This is a genomic window from Rhodophyticola sp. SM2404 (assembly GCF_053570515.1).
Window position 1 is genome coordinate 30,564 of the sequence record NZ_JBSEDL010000003.1, and the last position, 14,902, is coordinate 45,465.

A 14,902-nucleotide genomic window follows, 5' to 3' on the forward strand; every position below is an offset into this window, starting at 1 on the left:
ATTTCCCTTGGCTCAGCAAACCTGTATAGGCCTGCCCATGTCCCATTCTGACGCATATAACGGCCTGCCTTTCATGAAGATGCACGGGCTTGGCAATGACTTCGTGGTCCTCGACGCGCGGCGCACGCCTCTCAAGATGACGGCGGCGTTGGCCTGCGCTTTGGCGGATCGTCATCGCGGCGTCGGGTTTGACCAATTGGCAATCATTGAAGCCGACACCGAAGCCGATCTGAAGCTCACCTTCTTCAATGCCGATGGCTCGCATTCAGCCACATGCGGCAATGCCACCCGCTGTATCGCCCGCCATGAAATGGTCCAAAGCGGGAAATCCGCACTGACCCTGCGTACCGAGCGCGGGCTGCTTCAAGCGTTAGATGCAGGCAATGGCCTGACATCGGTCAATATGGGCGCACCGCAGTTGGAGTGGCAGGATATTCCACTGGCTGAGGCGGTGGATAGCCTGCATTTGCCCCTTGAGGGCGACCCTGTTGGAACCAGCATGGGCAACCCGCATTGCAGTTTTTTCGTGGAGGACGCCGAGGCCATCGAGCTGGCCACGCGCGGCCCCGAGATCGAACATCACCCGCTTTTCCCCGAGCGCACCAATGTGCAATTTGCCAGCCTCATCGGCCCAGATCATCTGCGCATGCGGGTTTGGGAGCGGGGCACTGGCATCACTTTGGCCTCTGGGTCGTCCTCTTGCGCTGTTGCCGTGGCTGCCGCGCGGCGCGGTTTGACGGGGCGCAAGGTCAAGCTCACTCTGGATGGCGGCGATATTTTCATTGATTGGCGCCAGGATGGCGTCTGGATGACAGGGCCAACGGCGCATGTCTTCACTGGCACCCTGACGCAGGCCTTTCTGGAGGCGCTGTGATGTCAGCGCCCGTGTTCCATACGCTCGGTTGTAGATTGAACGCCTATGAAACTGAGGCGATGAAGGAGCTATCCGCCGCCGCAGGCGTGGATAATGCCGTGGTTGTGAACACCTGCGCCGTCACCGCCGAGGCCGTGCGCAAAGCGCGTCAGGAAATCCGAAAACTCCGCCGTGAAAACCCAGACGCCAAGCTGATTGTCACAGGCTGCGCCGCCCAGACCGAGCCTGAAACCTTCAGCGCGATGGGGGAGGTTGATCTGGTCATCGGCAATACCGAGAAGATGCAAGCCGAGACATGGAAGAGCCTCTCCAGCCCCGATTTCATTGGCGAAACCGAAAAGGTGATGGTCGATGATATCATGTCTGTCACCGAAACCGCAGGCCATCTGATCGACGGGTTCGGGCGGCATCGGGCCTATGTGCAGGTGCAAAACGGCTGTGACCATCGCTGCACCTTCTGCATTATTCCCTATGGCCGCGGCAATTCACGCTCGGTCCCTGCAGGTGTCGTGGTCGAGCAAATCAAAAGACTGGTCGGGCGCGGTTTCAATGAAGTGGTGCTGACAGGCGTTGATCTGACCTCATGGGGCGCTGATCTGCCAGCCGAGCCGAAACTTGGCGATCTTGTCATGCGCATCCTGAAACTAGTGCCTGATTTGCCGCGCTTGCGGATTTCATCCATCGACTCGATCGAAGTGGATGACAACCTGATGCAGGCCATCGCGACCGAGCCACGCCTTATGCCGCATCTCCATTTAAGCCTGCAGCATGGCGATGATCTGATCCTCAAGCGCATGAAACGCCGCCATCTGCGCGATGACGCGATCCGCTTTTCCGAGGAGGCGCGCAAATTGCGCCCCGAGATGACCTTTGGCGCGGATATTATCGCGGGTTTTCCAACGGAAACCGATGCGCATTTTGAAAACTCTCTGAAACTGGTCGAGGAATGCGGGCTGACTTGGCTTCACGTCTTCCCCTATTCCGCGCGGCAAGGCACGCCTGCTGCCAAGATGCCTGCCGTGTCTGGCCCGATCATCAAGGCCCGCGCTGCGAAACTGCGGGCGGCAGGCGAAAAACGCGTTGCTATGCATCTGGATGCACAGATCGGACGCAGGCATAAAGTTCTGATCGAGACCCCGCGCATCGGTCGGACCGAGCAATTCACCGAGGTCAGCTTTGACAGTGACCAGCCCGAGGGGCAGATCATCACAAGTACAATCGCGGGACATGACGGGCAAAGACTAAGCGTATAGGTCGCCAAGCGGATAGATACTTCATCATTTCTACGATGGGTTCAGTCTACATCTACTGTATCAGACACTTCGTTTGTCGAGGTCACTTCGTATTCATCGTATTGGTCGCCTTGGTCCGCTTCATCTTCGTCGACTCTTCGGCGGTTTGTTTTTTCGCTGAAGTCTACCGCGCCAGCAAAGAAGCTTGAGGCAGCAAGCATTGGAACAACATACACCATCTGCTCAGTCAAAAAGGCCATAATGTAAGACGGCACCAGAACGATGGCGGCCTTAATTGCTGCGTTTCTTATTCTCATACCTATTCCAATATACCCGCCAATAAGCCGCGGATCTTTTTATTAAAATTACGATCAAGCGTTGCTAAACCTTCCCATCATGTCAAGGAAACCAGTAGCAAAACGTCCTTTCCTGCTTCTATGTCTTTTAGGTAATCCCAAAACAGGGAGTGATGTCCAAAAAGGATAAGAACGACGCCTAGAAGTCAGCGCCAAACAAAGTGCACCTGTTATACCTATCCTTAAAACAGCGCGCATGTTTGTCCAAATTGGGCCGCTCCACTAGAAGCATCTGATGTTGGACATGACGGGCGATGACTAAGCCTTTAACTATAGAACTTGGTTCCATTTCCAAAGGTCCAATAAGCGATGCATCCAAATCCCGCCTTTCGCAACGAACCCGATAATCGGAACCTTGATTATGCGCGTGAGCGTGGCTTTGGTATGCTCTCGATAAATGCTGAGCCTTCCCCGCTCATCTCGCATATTCCATTTGTTTTGAATGAATTAGGTGACAGTGCCGAATTACATCTTGTCCGCACTAACCCCATTGCGCGGGCCGTCACCTCGCCCACCCCCGCAGTCATCGCGGTCAGCGGGCCTGATGCCTATATCTCACCAGATTGGTACGGAGACCCCGCGCAAGTGCCGACATGGAACTATGTCGCGGTTCATCTGCGCGGTGTGCTGCACCCGCTGGATCACGGGTTGATGCGCGACCAGCTTGATCGATTATCCGCCCATTTCGAGGCGATGCTAAGCCCAAAACCTGCTTGGACCGCCGACAAGATGCCCGAAGATGCATTGGATAAGTTGATGCGCGCCATCCTGCCTTTTCGCTTTGAGGTGCAGCAGGTCGATGGTACATGGAAGCTGAACCAGAACAAAACCGACAATGCGCGCGAAAGCGCGGCGCAGCATGTTGCCAGCTCTCCAATCGGGCAGGAAACGGGTTTGATCTCGGCCCTGATGCGAGGGGCCATAAAAGGCGGCCAATAGACAAAGCCCTGCCGAGCCCCTAGATAATACCCAACCTTGAAGGAGGGACGCATGGCTATCCAATTCGCCCCGATTGCAGGCCTCGCCTTGCGCTATGGCGCTGTGGCTTTGGCCACTTATGCCGCAACGCGGAGCCTATCCTCTGGAAGGCTGGATCAGAATGTCGAAGATGCGATGGATGATCTGCCTGAGGGGGCCAGCTTTCGCAAATCCGATGGTCAGGTGAACGGCGCTGCGCGTTGGACACGGGTTTATCGGTTCGGACAAAGCGGCAAGGCCATCAAGATAGATGCAACAGGGCTTGCCCGTATAAAGGTAACACGCGTTCCATGATGAAACTTCTCGGCTCTCCCGCTTCGCCTTTCGTGCGCAAAACCGTTATTCTGCTGCATGAAGCAGCGATTGAGGATGTAGAATTTGTTCAGGTCACGGCCTCGCCCCTAGGGGGTGAAGACGCGCTAAATGCGGCCAATCCTTTGGGGAAAATTCCCGCTCTGGTGCGCGATGAAGGGACTACCCTTTATGACAGTCGGGTCATCACGCGCTTCCTGAATGACCATGCCAAGGCAGGGCTTTACCCCGAGGATCGCCTCTGGGAGGTGCTGACGCTGGAGGCCACCGCAGATGGCATCATGGAGGCCTCGGTCGGGATCACCTATGAGAAACGTTTTCGCCCCGAGGAAATGGTGTTTCAACCTTGGCTGGACGGGCAATGGACAAAGATCGCCCGCACATTGGATGTGATTGAAGCCCGCTGGATGAGCCATCTTCACGGCCCGCTTGATATGAGCCAGATCGCCATTGCCTCCGCGCTTGGCTATCTCGACTTTCGTCATGATGACAGGGGTTGGCGCAGCAACCGCCCCGCATTGGCGGCTTGGTTTGAAGGGTTTTCCGCACGCGCCTCAATGGCTGCAACTGACCCTGCAAGCGCATGAAAATTGGCCCCGCGCTGACCCAAAACGCCCTGCAGGAATGCTTTTCGATCCGCCGTGCGGTTTTCATTGATGAACAAGGCATTCCCGAGGCTGAGGAATGGGACAGCATCGATGATGACGCAACGCATTTTCTAGCGTGGGGCGATACAGGCCCTTGCGCGACAGCGCGGCTTTACCGTGATGGAAAGGCTGCAAGAATCGGCCGTGTAGCGGTTGTCATTGATCACCGTGGCACGGGGTTGGGCCGCAAAATCATGCATTTTGTCCTTCGCCATGCCAAAGAAAACGGATTTGAGGGGGCTGTGCTGGATGCGCAAACCTATGCATTGCCCTTTTACGAAGGGCTTGGCTTTGTTGCCGATGGCCCCGAATTCGATGACGGAAGCGGCATCCTGCATCGCCGCATGACCCTGTCCTTTCACCCCGCAAAAAGCCCTGCATAGCTTTCTCTAAGCGCGGCTTTCTGAACCTTGCCCATCGTATTTCGTGGCAAAGCCTCCAGAAAAATGACCTTTTTGGGCTGTTTGAACTTGGCAAGCTTTACAGAGATATCAGCGATGATCGCCTCCTCCGAGAGAGGCTGACCCCCGTCAGGCACAACCACCGCGACAACGGCTTCGCCAAAATCAGGGTGCGGCACGCCGATCACGGCGCTTTCCAGAACACCGCCAAGATCATCGATCACCTCTTCGACCTCCTTGGGGTAGACATTGAAGCCGCCCGAAATCACCAAATCCTTGCCGCGCCCGACGATGATGACATAGCCATCTTCATCCAAACGCCCCAAATCACCTGTGATGAACCAACCATCCTCGCGAAGCTCTTCGCGGGTTTTCTCGGGCATTTGCCAGTAGCCTGAAAACACATTCGGGCCGCGCACTTCCAGAATACCGATCTCGCCCTTTGGCACTTCCTCGCCATTTTCGCCCATGATCCGCAATTCGACACCCGGTAGGGGAAAGCCCACAGTGCCTGCTCGGCGCTCGCCCTCATAGGGGTTGGAGGTGTTCATATTGGTTTCCGTCATGCCATAGCGTTCCAGAATACGGTGGCCTGTTCGGGCCTCCCATTCCTTATGGGTTTCAGCCAGCAAAGGGGCGGAGCCCGAAATAAACAGGCGCATATTGGCAGCATGGCTTTTGGTCAGGCGCGGATCAGCCAAGAGGCGCGTATAAAAGGTGGGCACACCCATCAGCGCGGTTGCTTCAGGCATGGCATCCAGAATCGCATCGGCATTGAATCCGGGCAGGAAATGCACGGATGCACCCGATAAAAGCGCGACATTCGAGGCCACAAAGAGCCCGTGCGTATGATAAATTGGCAAGGCATGGATCAGCATGTCCTCTTCGGTGAAGCGCCAGTGATCCACCAAGGCGCGGCTATTGGACAAAAGCGCAAGATGGCTGAGCATCGCCCCTTTCGAACGCCCCGTCGTGCCAGATGTGTAAAGAATTGCAGCAAGCTGATTGTCACCGCGCGCAACCGCTTCGGCCAAAGGCGCAGCAGTCGCAGCTTTATCCGCAAGCGAACCTGCCCCATCCGCATCCAGCGTCTCGACATGGCGGCAACCCGCCCCACCCGCAACAGGCATTAGGGCTGTGCGCTTTTTGGGGTCACATACAAACACTGTCGGGGTGGCGTTTGAGAGGAAATATTCAACCTCTGTCGGGGTATAGGCCGTGTTCAGCGGCAGAAAAACGCCGCCTGCCATCACGGTTCCGAGGTAAAGCTCCAATGCCGCCAAAGTTTTTTCGACCTGAACAGCAACCCGATCCCCTGGTGCCAGGCCAAGCGTGATCAGGGCCTGCGCCATACGCGCGGCCCCCTTGAACAGATCCCCCCGTGACCGTGTGGCGCCATCTGGAAAACGCGCGAAAACCCTGTCTGGATTGGCCTTTGCGCCCTTTTGCAGGGCGTCAATCAAGGTGTTGGTCACAAGGAATTCTCCCGTCTATTGAGGTCACAATTTAGTGTATCTGGCCGCAAAGCCCGAAGCGAGAGCCTCTTTCTTCGGTTTTGCCTGCGACATTTCGGCCTCGCTGCGCGCGTTTGTCCGCTGGACGCCTATCGTTGCATTCCATAAATACGCGGGAGATTGGCTATGGGGGATTCCCGTGGCCCTGCAGGTTTTTCTGATCCAAGGGTTTGGATCACTGAGAAAGGGAGACGCATTAGTGTCACACGCAGAAGACCAGTCCAGCACGCGGCGCGACTTTCTATACTATGCGACGGGTGGTACAGGTGCAGTAGTGGCCGGCGCAGCCGTTTGGCCGCTGGTAAACCAAATGAACCCATCGGCCGATGTGCAGGCCGCGTCACGCTTGCGCGTTGACGTATCCGGCGTATCCGAGGGCACACAGTTGACTGTGCTGTTCCTTGGCAAGCCCGTCTTTATTCGTCGTCGTACCGCCGATGAAATCGAGGCAGGCCGTTCGGTTGAAGTCAGCGAGCTGGTCGACCAGATCGCCCGCAACCCCAACCTTGATGGCGACGTGCCAGCAACGGATGAAAACCGCACCCTGACCACACCCGATGGTGAAAACTCGGGCGAGTGGTTGGTCATGCAGGGCGTCTGCACCCATTTGGGCTGTGTTCCGCTCGGTGATGGTGCTGGTGATTTCGGTGGCTGGTTCTGCCCTTGTCACGGTTCGCATTACGACACGGCAGGACGTATCCGCCGTGGTCCCGCACCCGAAAATCTTCACATCCCCGCGGCTGAGTTCGTGGATGATGCAACCCTAGTTCTCGGTTAAGGAGGAAAAGACAGATGTCAGGTATTCCCCACGACCATTACGAACCGAAAACGGATGGCGAAAAGTGGCTCCACAAGCGCCTTCCAATCGTTTCGCTGATGTACGACACATTGATGATCCCCACGCCCAAAAACCTCAATTGGATGTGGATCTGGGGCATCGTTCTGGTTTTCTGCCTCGTGATGCAGATCATCACGGGCATCATTCTGGTGATGCATTACACCCCGCATGTCGATCTCGCATTCGCATCGGTTGAGCATATCATGCGCAACGTGAACGGAGGATGGGCGATCCGCTATATCCACCAGAACGGCGCGTCGCTCTTCTTTATCGCGGTTTATGCGCATATCTTCCGTGGCCTTTATTACGGCTCGTATAAAGCGCCCCGCGAAGTCACATGGATCATCGGCATGCTGATCTATCTGCTGATGATGGGCACGGCCTTCATGGGCTACGTTCTTCCTTGGGGGCAGATGTCCTTCTGGGGTGCGACCGTGATCACCGGCCTGTTCGGCGCGATCCCCTTTGTTGGTGAAGCCCTGCAGACATGGCTTCTGGGCGGACCTGCCGTGGATAACGCCACGCTGAACCGCTTCTTGTCGCTGCACTATCTGCTGCCCTTCGTCATTCTGGGCCTCGTGATCGTGCATGTTTGGGCCTTCCACACTACGGGTAATAACAACCCGACAGGTGTTGAGGTGCGTCGCACATCGAAGAAAGACGCCGAGGCAGACACCCTGCCATTCTGGCCTTACTTCGTGATCAAGGATCTCTTCGCTCTGGCGGTGATCCTTGCGGTGTTCTTCGCCCTTGTCGGCTTCATGCCGAACTATCTGGGCCACCCCGATAACTATATCGAGGCCGACCCGCTGGTCACGCCCGCGCATATCGTTCCTGAATGGTACTTCTTGCCATTCTACGCGATCCTGCGGGCCTTCGACACGGAAGTATGGGTCGTTATCGCGGCTGACTTCCTGACAGGCGGCATTGTCGACGCGAAGTTCTTTGGCGTGCTTGCAATGTTCGGCGCGATCATCGTGATGGCTCTGGTGCCATGGCTGGATACATCCAGCGTACGTTCGGGCCGCTACCGTCCGATGTTCAAAGCATGGTTCTGGGTCTTCGTTATCAACTTCTTCGTGTTGATGTGGGCAGGCGCGATGCCAGCCGAAGGTATCTACCCCTATATCGCATTGATCGGGTCGACCTACTGGTTCGCTTACTTCCTCGTGATCCTGCCACTGCTTGGCGTTCTCGAGAAGCCGAACACACCACCCGCGACCATCGAAGAAGACTTCAATGCCCATTACTCTGGCAAATCCGAAGCTGGCTCCGCGCCATCGGGTGCCAAAGTTCCGGCAGAGTGAGAGAAAGGACGTAACTGACATGTTCAGGAAACTTGCAATCAGCACGCTGGCTGCTCTGACCCTTTCCTCGGGTGCTGTAATGGCGGCGGGCGCAGAAGGTTATGTAGAAGACTACAGCTTCTCCTTCCAAGGTCCGTTTGGTGCCTATGATCAGGCGCAGCTGCAGCGCGGCCTTCAGGTCTTCACCGAGGTCTGCTCGGCCTGTCACGGTCTCCAATATGTGCCTTACCGCGCGATGACCGACGAGGATGGCCTTGGCTATTCCGAGGATCAGGTTCGTGCCTATGCCGCACAGTTCGAAGTCTTCGATCCAACGATCGACGATTGGCGCACAGCTACACCGAATGACCATTTCGGTGGCTCGAACTTGGAAAACGCACCTGACCTGAGCCTGATGGCAAAGGCACGTGCGGGCTTCAGCGGCCCCTATGGCCTCGGGATCAACCAATTCCTTCGCGGAATGGGCGGCCCCGAATATATTGCATCGCTTCTCACCCATTACACAGGTGAAGAAGTCGAGCAGTTCGGCAGCTATTTCTACGAGAATGACACCTATGGTTTGATCGCGATGGCCCCACCGCTTTGGGACGGTCAGGTTGAATATGCGGATGGGTCGCCAAATGACATCGAGAGCATGGCTCTGGACGTATCGGCCTTCCTGATGTGGGCGGCTGAGCCAAACCTGATGGACCGCAAGCGGATGGGCTTCACCGCCTTTATCCTGCTCGGCCTTCTGGCGGCACTCCTCTATCTGACCAATAAGCGGCTTTGGGCCCCTGTTAAGGCCCGCGCCAAAGGTCAGCAGCCTGCTGAGTAAGCCAGCGACATAGACAAAAAAGAACGCGCTCCAATTTGGGGCGCGTTTTTTATTGGGGGCTCAAAGCCAAGGGCGAAGGGCAGCGGGCGTATTTTCCCTGATCCCTGCCAAGGGGCGGTTCAAAGCGATCTCGCCCTTCTCCAGCACAATGACATCCTCGCAGAGCATCTCGGCATCGCGCAGGTCATGGGTCACCATCACAAGGGTCAGGCCCGCCTTCTTGCAAAGCGCATCCAGCAGCACGGCCATCTCGCGTTTCAAACCCGGATCAAGCGCTGCAAACGGCTCGTCCAGCAGCACCAAAGGCCTGTCGCGCACCAAGACTCGCGCAAGCGCGATGCGCGATTGCTGCCCGCCTGACAAATCCGCTGGCATGCGCTCCTCCATCCCCTCCAAACCCGTTTGCGCAAGCGCCATGGGGATACGCGCCCGCGCAGCCGCATCCAGCTTCAGCGAGGGGGAGACACCAAGCGCCACATTGTCGAAGACATTCAGATGCGGAAAGACATTGCCGTCTTGGAACAGAATAGACAGCGGACGCTCCGCGACATCCCTTTGAGTTGCCTCCTGACCATCAAGCAAAATACGGCCTTGATCGGGGATCAAAAAGCCCGCAATCAGGTTGAGCAAGGTCGACTTCCCGCTGCCAGATGCCCCCATGACGGCCAATCGCCCGCCCTTGGCCAGCTCCAGATCAGCGCGCAGGGTAAAACTGCCTTGGCTGATCTCCACCGCGTCAAGCTTTAGCATTCACACGTCCTCCACGGTCAAACAGCCAGAACAGGCCAAGGCTTAAAAACAAAAGCAAAACGGCCGCCCCTTGCGCATCATTGGTACGGTAGGACCCCATGAGGCGATACATCTCCAAGGGCAGAGTTGATTGCGAGGGGGACGAAAACAAGGCGATCACGCCCAAATCACCCATCGACAAAGCCGCCGCAAGGCCCGCGCCAAACCCAAGCGGGCGCATCAGTCGCGGCAGGATCGCGTGGCGCAAACGGTTCCAACCGCGCAGCCCCAAAGTATCGGCCAATCGGCCTTGGGCGCGCTCGGCCTGAAGATAGGCAGGGGCCAAGGCACGCAGCAGAAAAGGAAGGCTCATCAATGCATTCACAAAAACCGTCACGGGAAGGGCCAATTGCGTTGGGTTGGTGAATGGAAAGACCAGAAGGAACACCCCCGTTCCGATCACCAAAGGCGAGACCGCGATTGACAAGGCCCCCACCACATCAACCCCAAGCCGCCAGCCTTGGCGGGCCATCAGTGCCGCCATGGGCAAGGCAAAACCAACGGCCAGCCCCGCTGAAAGGACAGCCATGATCACAGATCGGATCGCCGCCTGCCAAACGCTTTGGGGCAAAGACAAGACATCGCCGATCCCGCCAAGCAAAAGCGCCGCCAAGGGCATCACAAGAAACAACCCCGCCGCCCCTATCGCAAGCGTATCTTGCACCCGCAAAACCGCGCCTTGGGGGGCTTTGAACTCCAACGGGCGGTCCAGCCCCACCCCAAGCCTTTGCGGCGCAGCTCTCCATAGAAGGAACAGGCCTGCGCCCGCACAGATACAAACCTGAATCATGGCCAGAAGGGCGGCACGGGTCAGGTCAAACTCGAATCGGAAGGCCTGATAGATCGCCAGTTCAACAGTTGTGGCACGCGGCCCCCCGCCAAGGATCAGGGCAACCGCAAAACTGGTGGTGCAAAGCAGGAAGATCACCAGAAAAGCCCCGGGAAGGGTGGCGCGCAGCATCGGCCATTCGAAATGGCGTTGCATGTCAGAGGCGGAAAAGCCGAGTGAACGGGCCAAGCGAAACCGCTCGGACGGGATGGCAAGCCAACCATGCAACACAAGGCGCACGGCCAGCGGCAGATTAAAGAAGACATGGGCCAGAACCACGCCATGCAATCCATAGATTTCGATCTGTGGCAGGTCGAATATCTCCAACCCTTGGCTGACCCAGCCACTACGCCCGAAAACGGCCAGCAAGCCCATCACCGCCACGATCACAGGCAGCACAAAAGGGGCACCCATCAGCGTAATCACAGCGCGGCGGCCCATGAAACTGCGCCGCGCCAAAGCGCGTGCAACGGGGATGGCCAACAGGACACTCACCAGCGCCGAAAGCAGCGCCTGTAGCAGCGTAAAGCGCAGAGCCGCCCAGTCAGCCGCGCGGAGGCTCGACGCCCCCTCAGCATGCAGGAAAACCGTGCCAAGCGGCACAAGCATCGCTGCAAGGACCAACGCGGCAACCGCCGCGCCGATCCCTGCAAGAGCACTTATTGGCTGAGGGCGGTTTGCCATGTCTCCAATGCCGCATCACGGCGCGCAGCCGCATCCTGAGGCGAAAGCAACAAAGCCTCCTGAGGCTGGATCAGGGTCTCAAACCCCTCAGGCAGGGCTTCAGCTGACAATGCCGCAGGATACATCCAGTTGGTTGTCGGAATAACCGACTGGAAGGCATCGCTGATCATGAACTCCATGAAGCTGGCGGCCAGATCAGGCTGATCAGAGCCTGCAAGAACACCTGCAACCTCGACCTGTATATAATGCCCCTCATCAAAGGCGGCAGCGGCTTTGCTGGCGTCTTCCTCGGCGATCAGGTGATAGGCGGGCGAAGTCGTGTAGGACAAAACCATATCCGCTTCACCCTCAAGGAACAGGCCATAGGCCTCGGACCAACCGGGCGTCACGGTGACGATATTATCGGCAAGCCCGTCCCAGATGGTCGCGGCATCCGCGCCATAGGCTGCCTCCACCCACATCAACAAACCCAGACCGGGGGTTGAGCTGCGCGGGTCCTGAATGACAATGCGAAGATCGCTTTCGGCCAGATCGGTGAAATTGGCGGGAACGCCCGCAAGATCCGCGCTATGGACAAAGGCGAAATAGCCCCAATCAAAGGGAAGGAAGGTCTGATCATCCCAATCGATGGGAAGGGTCAGGCCCTCAGGCTCAACACCATGTGGCGCGAAAAGGCCCGTCTCGGCTGCGGCATGGGTCAGGTTTGTATCCAGCCCCAAGACGATATCCGCATCGCTGCGTTCGCCTTCCAAACGGATACGCGCCAAAAGCGCCGCGCCATCCCCTGCTGTCACGAATTGCAAATCGCAGGCACATTCAGCCTCGAATGCTGTTTCAATTTGAGGGCCAGGGCCCCAATCAGATGCAAAGCTGTCATAGGTATAGACCGTCAATACGGGTTGCTGCGCAAAGGCGGCCCCCGAAAGACAAATCAACCCCGCAGCTATGATGGTGTGTTTCATATTCACTCCTCCATTGCGACGGGCGAAGTGAAGCTGGAGTCTGCACCTTGCAGATGGTCCCTTCCCTCCGCCGGTCTTAACCGGTTCAGGTTCAACGGGTCCGCATGTCAGATCATGCATCTCAGGCTCATCAGAGCCCCCCCGAGGTGCGGCTATAGTTAGTGAAGGCTTTGGATATGCACAAGGGCTGACCGCAGCGCCAAGCCCGCGACGCAGCAAACTACGGGCTAAACCTGCAATCCTGCTTGGCTTTTGGCGCGGCTAGGGCTAACCCATCGCCTAAGAAATGAAAGGCGCTTGCGCATGTCTATGAACAGTTTTGGCCATTTGTTCCGCGTCACCACATGGGGTGAAAGCCACGGACCCGCTTTGGGAGCAACTGTTGATGGCTGCCCTCCCGGTGTGCAAATCGATGAAGCGGCGATCCAGACTTGGCTGGATAAGCGCAAGCCCGGGCAAAACAAATACACCACGCAGCGCCGTGAAGCCGATGAGGTTGAAATCCTCTCAGGGGTGTTTGAGGGCCAGACAACAGGCACGCCTGTTCAGTTGATGATCCGCAATACCGATCAGCGCTCGAAGGATTACAGCGAGATTTCCGAAAAGTTTCGCCCCGGGCATGCTGATATTACCTATTTCCAGAAATACGGCATCCGCGACTATCGCGGCGGCGGGCGGTCTTCGGCGCGCGAAACGGCGGCACGTGTGGCCGCAGGCGGTCTGGCGCGCGCGGCTTTGGCCACACTTGCCCCGCAGATCGAGATCAAAGGCTATATGGTCCAGATGGGTCCGCATCGGATCGTTCCTGCGAATATGGATTGGGCAGAAATCGATCAAAACCCCTTCTGGACGCCCGACCCCAAAGCCGCTGAGGAATGGGCAGGCTACCTCGACGGTTTGCGCAAATCGGGCGAAAGCGTGGGCGCAGTGATCGAGGTTACGGTTCGTGGTGTTCCAGCGGGCCTTGGCGCGCCGATCTATGGCAAGCTTGATACCGATCTTGCGGCTGCGATGATGTCGATCAATGCGGTCAAAGGCGTCGAGATTGGCGATGGTATGGCGGCTGCGATGCTGACAGGCACCGAGAATGCCGATGAGATCACCATGGGTCCTGATGGACCGATCTATTCCTCAAACCATGCAGGTGGCATCTTGGGTGGTATCTCGACAGGTCAGGACATTGTGCTGCGCTTCTCGGTCAAGCCGACCTCTTCGATCCTGAGCACACGCAAAACGATCACGAAATCTGGTGAGAATACCGAGATCATCACCAAAGGTCGCCATGACCCTTGCGTGGGCATCCGTGCAGTCCCCGTCGGCGAAGCGATGGCCGCCTGCGTGATCCTTGACCACCTGTTGCTGCACCGTGGCCAGATTGGTGAAAACCGCGGCCATATCGGCTGAAACGCCTAGGGTCGTTTCGGCATAATCAATTTGTGTCTTGCTGGATTGAACCCGTGAAAATCTTCACTGGGCGCGATAGCATGATGGTCAGGTTTGATCAGGGTCAGGATACAGTTTGCGCGATGCAAACCAATTGGTTTCCGTCAGCGCGACAGTGATATCAAACCACCCCTATCCCGCCTTTTTTTGCGCATATTTCCCGTCGATTGCTCAAACTCGATTAAAGTTGAGGTTGTTAAATGAGTATCACGGCAGCTTTTAAGCGGAAGCACGGCGCGCTGACGATCGATTGGTCGGTCATCGGGGCGGCGCTTTTGGCTGCGTTTCTTTTGGCGGGTGTTTTCATCAGGACAGATGTTTCAACCTCTCCCGAAAATTCGCCGCTGGCCTCAAAAGGTGTCCTCGCATTGCATGACGGGGATGAACTGGTTGCTTTCGAGACATTCGAGCTGGCCTCCACAGGTTGGGAAGGCGGGCAGGTTGACAACTCCGCCCATGGGTTTGGCGGTGTGTTGGGGCGCTTTGGTGGCACAGGGGGCCTTGAAGCGATCACAAAAACCTTCGAACTGCCGCAAGATCACGCCTTTGCAATCGTCGAGTTCGATCTGCACGCCATTGATGATTGGCAGTTGGAAGAATTGAATGTCTTCATCGATGGAGAGCCCGTCGCCACGCAAAGCTTTGCAACGGCCCCTGATCTGGCAATGCGCCAATCCACGCATCTGAGCGAGGATCCGCGCTTCATCACCACAATAACACCGCGCAATCCCCCACCACGTAATCGCGGGTTTGGCGATGCGCAGGACCAGACCATGGCCGTTCGGATTATGGTCAGAGACCCAAGCCCAACTCTGACAGTTGGCTTCGGGTCAAATCTTCTTCCTGACAATGCCAATGCCTTTTGGGCGGTCGATAACTTGCGTATCACCGTCACCGACCAAGAGGCTGATTGACCGCG

General features: G+C 57.0%; 16 protein-coding genes and 1 riboswitch. Of the genes, 11 read left to right on the plus strand and 5 right to left on the minus strand.

From position 1 onward, the window contains the following. Positions 1-37: 37 nt before the first annotated feature. Both dapF and mtaB read left to right on the plus strand, forming a co-directional pair. The gene (gene dapF, locus ACTYEO_RS05385) at positions 38-874 is read left to right on the plus strand and encodes a diaminopimelate epimerase (protein WP_449322692.1); all 837 of its coding nucleotides are present in this window, start codon (positions 38-40) and stop codon (positions 872-874) included. Then, the gene (mtaB, locus tag ACTYEO_RS05390) at positions 874-2,127 is read left to right on the plus strand and encodes a tRNA (N(6)-L-threonylcarbamoyladenosine(37)-C(2))-methylthiotransferase MtaB (RefSeq protein WP_449322693.1); all 1,254 of its coding nucleotides are present in this window, start codon (positions 874-876) and stop codon (positions 2,125-2,127) included. Before dapF ends, mtaB begins: the two co-directional genes overlap by 1 nt. A gap of 41 nt (positions 2,128-2,168) precedes the next feature. Here the strand turns inward: mtaB and ACTYEO_RS05395 are convergent, their stop codons facing one another. Then, a complete protein-coding gene (locus ACTYEO_RS05395; RefSeq protein WP_449322694.1) occupies positions 2,169-2,423 on the minus strand; it encodes a hypothetical protein in 255 nt (84 codons plus the stop codon). Between the two features lie 348 nt (positions 2,424-2,771). Here ACTYEO_RS05395 and ACTYEO_RS05400 point away from each other — a divergent pair, with 348 nt between their 5' ends. Genes ACTYEO_RS05400 through ACTYEO_RS05415 form a run of 4 tightly spaced genes read left to right on the plus strand, consistent with a single transcriptional unit; the run spans position 2,772 to position 4,782 of the window. Then, complete coding sequence (locus ACTYEO_RS05400) at positions 2,772-3,401, plus strand: FMN-binding negative transcriptional regulator (RefSeq protein WP_449322695.1); 630 nt, start codon at positions 2,772-2,774, stop codon at positions 3,399-3,401. A gap of 51 nt (positions 3,402-3,452) precedes the next feature. Beyond that, positions 3,453-3,734, plus strand: a complete 282-nt coding sequence (locus tag ACTYEO_RS05405) for a hypothetical protein (protein WP_449322696.1) — start codon at positions 3,453-3,455, stop codon at positions 3,732-3,734. Then, entirely contained in the window at positions 3,734-4,339 is a 606-nt protein-coding gene (locus ACTYEO_RS05410) for a glutathione S-transferase (protein WP_449322999.1), read from the plus strand. The genes ACTYEO_RS05405 and ACTYEO_RS05410 overlap by 1 nt, the downstream gene beginning before the upstream one ends. Then, positions 4,336-4,782: a GNAT family N-acetyltransferase gene (locus ACTYEO_RS05415; protein WP_449322697.1), complete on the plus strand. Its 447-nt coding sequence runs from the start codon at positions 4,336-4,338 to the stop codon at positions 4,780-4,782. The genes ACTYEO_RS05410 and ACTYEO_RS05415 overlap by 4 nt, the downstream gene beginning before the upstream one ends. On the opposite strand, the gene ACTYEO_RS05420 is transcribed toward ACTYEO_RS05415, so the two are convergent. Then, positions 4,758-6,275, minus strand: a complete 1,518-nt coding sequence (locus tag ACTYEO_RS05420) for a malonate--CoA ligase (RefSeq protein WP_449322698.1) — start codon at positions 6,273-6,275, stop codon at positions 4,758-4,760. The genes ACTYEO_RS05415 and ACTYEO_RS05420 overlap by 25 nt on opposite strands. A gap of 238 nt (positions 6,276-6,513) precedes the next feature. Here ACTYEO_RS05420 and petA point away from each other — a divergent pair, with 238 nt between their 5' ends. The 3 genes from petA to ACTYEO_RS05435 are packed head-to-tail and all read left to right on the plus strand — an operon-like array spanning position 6,514 to position 9,276. Further along, on the plus strand, positions 6,514-7,092 hold the full coding sequence (petA, locus tag ACTYEO_RS05425) for a ubiquinol-cytochrome c reductase iron-sulfur subunit (protein WP_449322699.1): 579 nt from the start codon (positions 6,514-6,516) through the stop codon (positions 7,090-7,092). A gap of 14 nt (positions 7,093-7,106) precedes the next feature. Beyond that, positions 7,107-8,459: a cytochrome b gene (petB, locus tag ACTYEO_RS05430; RefSeq protein WP_449322700.1), complete on the plus strand. Its 1,353-nt coding sequence runs from the start codon at positions 7,107-7,109 to the stop codon at positions 8,457-8,459. A gap of 19 nt (positions 8,460-8,478) precedes the next feature. Next, positions 8,479-9,276 carry a cytochrome c1 gene (locus ACTYEO_RS05435; RefSeq protein WP_449322701.1) on the plus strand — a complete coding sequence of 266 codons (798 nt, stop codon included), beginning with the start codon at positions 8,479-8,481 and terminating at the stop codon, positions 9,274-9,276. Positions 9,277-9,336: 60 nt separating this feature from the next. On the opposite strand, the gene ACTYEO_RS05440 is transcribed toward ACTYEO_RS05435, so the two are convergent. Genes ACTYEO_RS05440 through thiB form a run of 3 tightly spaced genes read right to left on the minus strand, consistent with a single transcriptional unit; the run spans position 9,337 to position 12,540 of the window. After that, a complete protein-coding gene (locus tag ACTYEO_RS05440) occupies positions 9,337-10,026 on the minus strand; it encodes a thiamine ABC transporter ATP-binding protein (protein WP_449322702.1) in 690 nt (229 codons plus the stop codon). Next, positions 10,013-11,578 carry a thiamine/thiamine pyrophosphate ABC transporter permease ThiP gene (locus tag ACTYEO_RS05445; protein ID WP_449322703.1) on the minus strand — a complete coding sequence of 522 codons (1,566 nt, stop codon included), beginning with the start codon at positions 11,576-11,578 and terminating at the stop codon, positions 10,013-10,015. Before ACTYEO_RS05445 ends, ACTYEO_RS05440 begins: the two co-directional genes overlap by 14 nt. Beyond that, on the minus strand, positions 11,554-12,540 hold the full coding sequence (thiB, locus tag ACTYEO_RS05450; RefSeq protein ID WP_449322704.1) for a thiamine ABC transporter substrate binding subunit: 987 nt from the start codon (positions 12,538-12,540) through the stop codon (positions 11,554-11,556). The genes ACTYEO_RS05445 and thiB overlap by 25 nt, the downstream gene beginning before the upstream one ends. A 45-nt stretch (positions 12,541-12,585) precedes the next feature. Beyond that, positions 12,586-12,694: riboswitch (TPP riboswitch) on the minus strand. A gap of 149 nt (positions 12,695-12,843) precedes the next feature. Between thiB and aroC the strand changes: the two genes are divergently transcribed. Both aroC and ACTYEO_RS05460 read left to right on the plus strand, forming a co-directional pair. Further along, positions 12,844-13,944, plus strand: a complete 1,101-nt coding sequence (gene aroC / locus ACTYEO_RS05455) for a chorismate synthase (protein ID WP_449322705.1) — start codon at positions 12,844-12,846, stop codon at positions 13,942-13,944. 239 nt (positions 13,945-14,183) lie between these two features. Beyond that, the gene (locus tag ACTYEO_RS05460; RefSeq protein WP_449322706.1) at positions 14,184-14,897 is read left to right on the plus strand and encodes a hypothetical protein; all 714 of its coding nucleotides are present in this window, start codon (positions 14,184-14,186) and stop codon (positions 14,895-14,897) included. Positions 14,898-14,902: the final 5 nt, after the last annotated feature.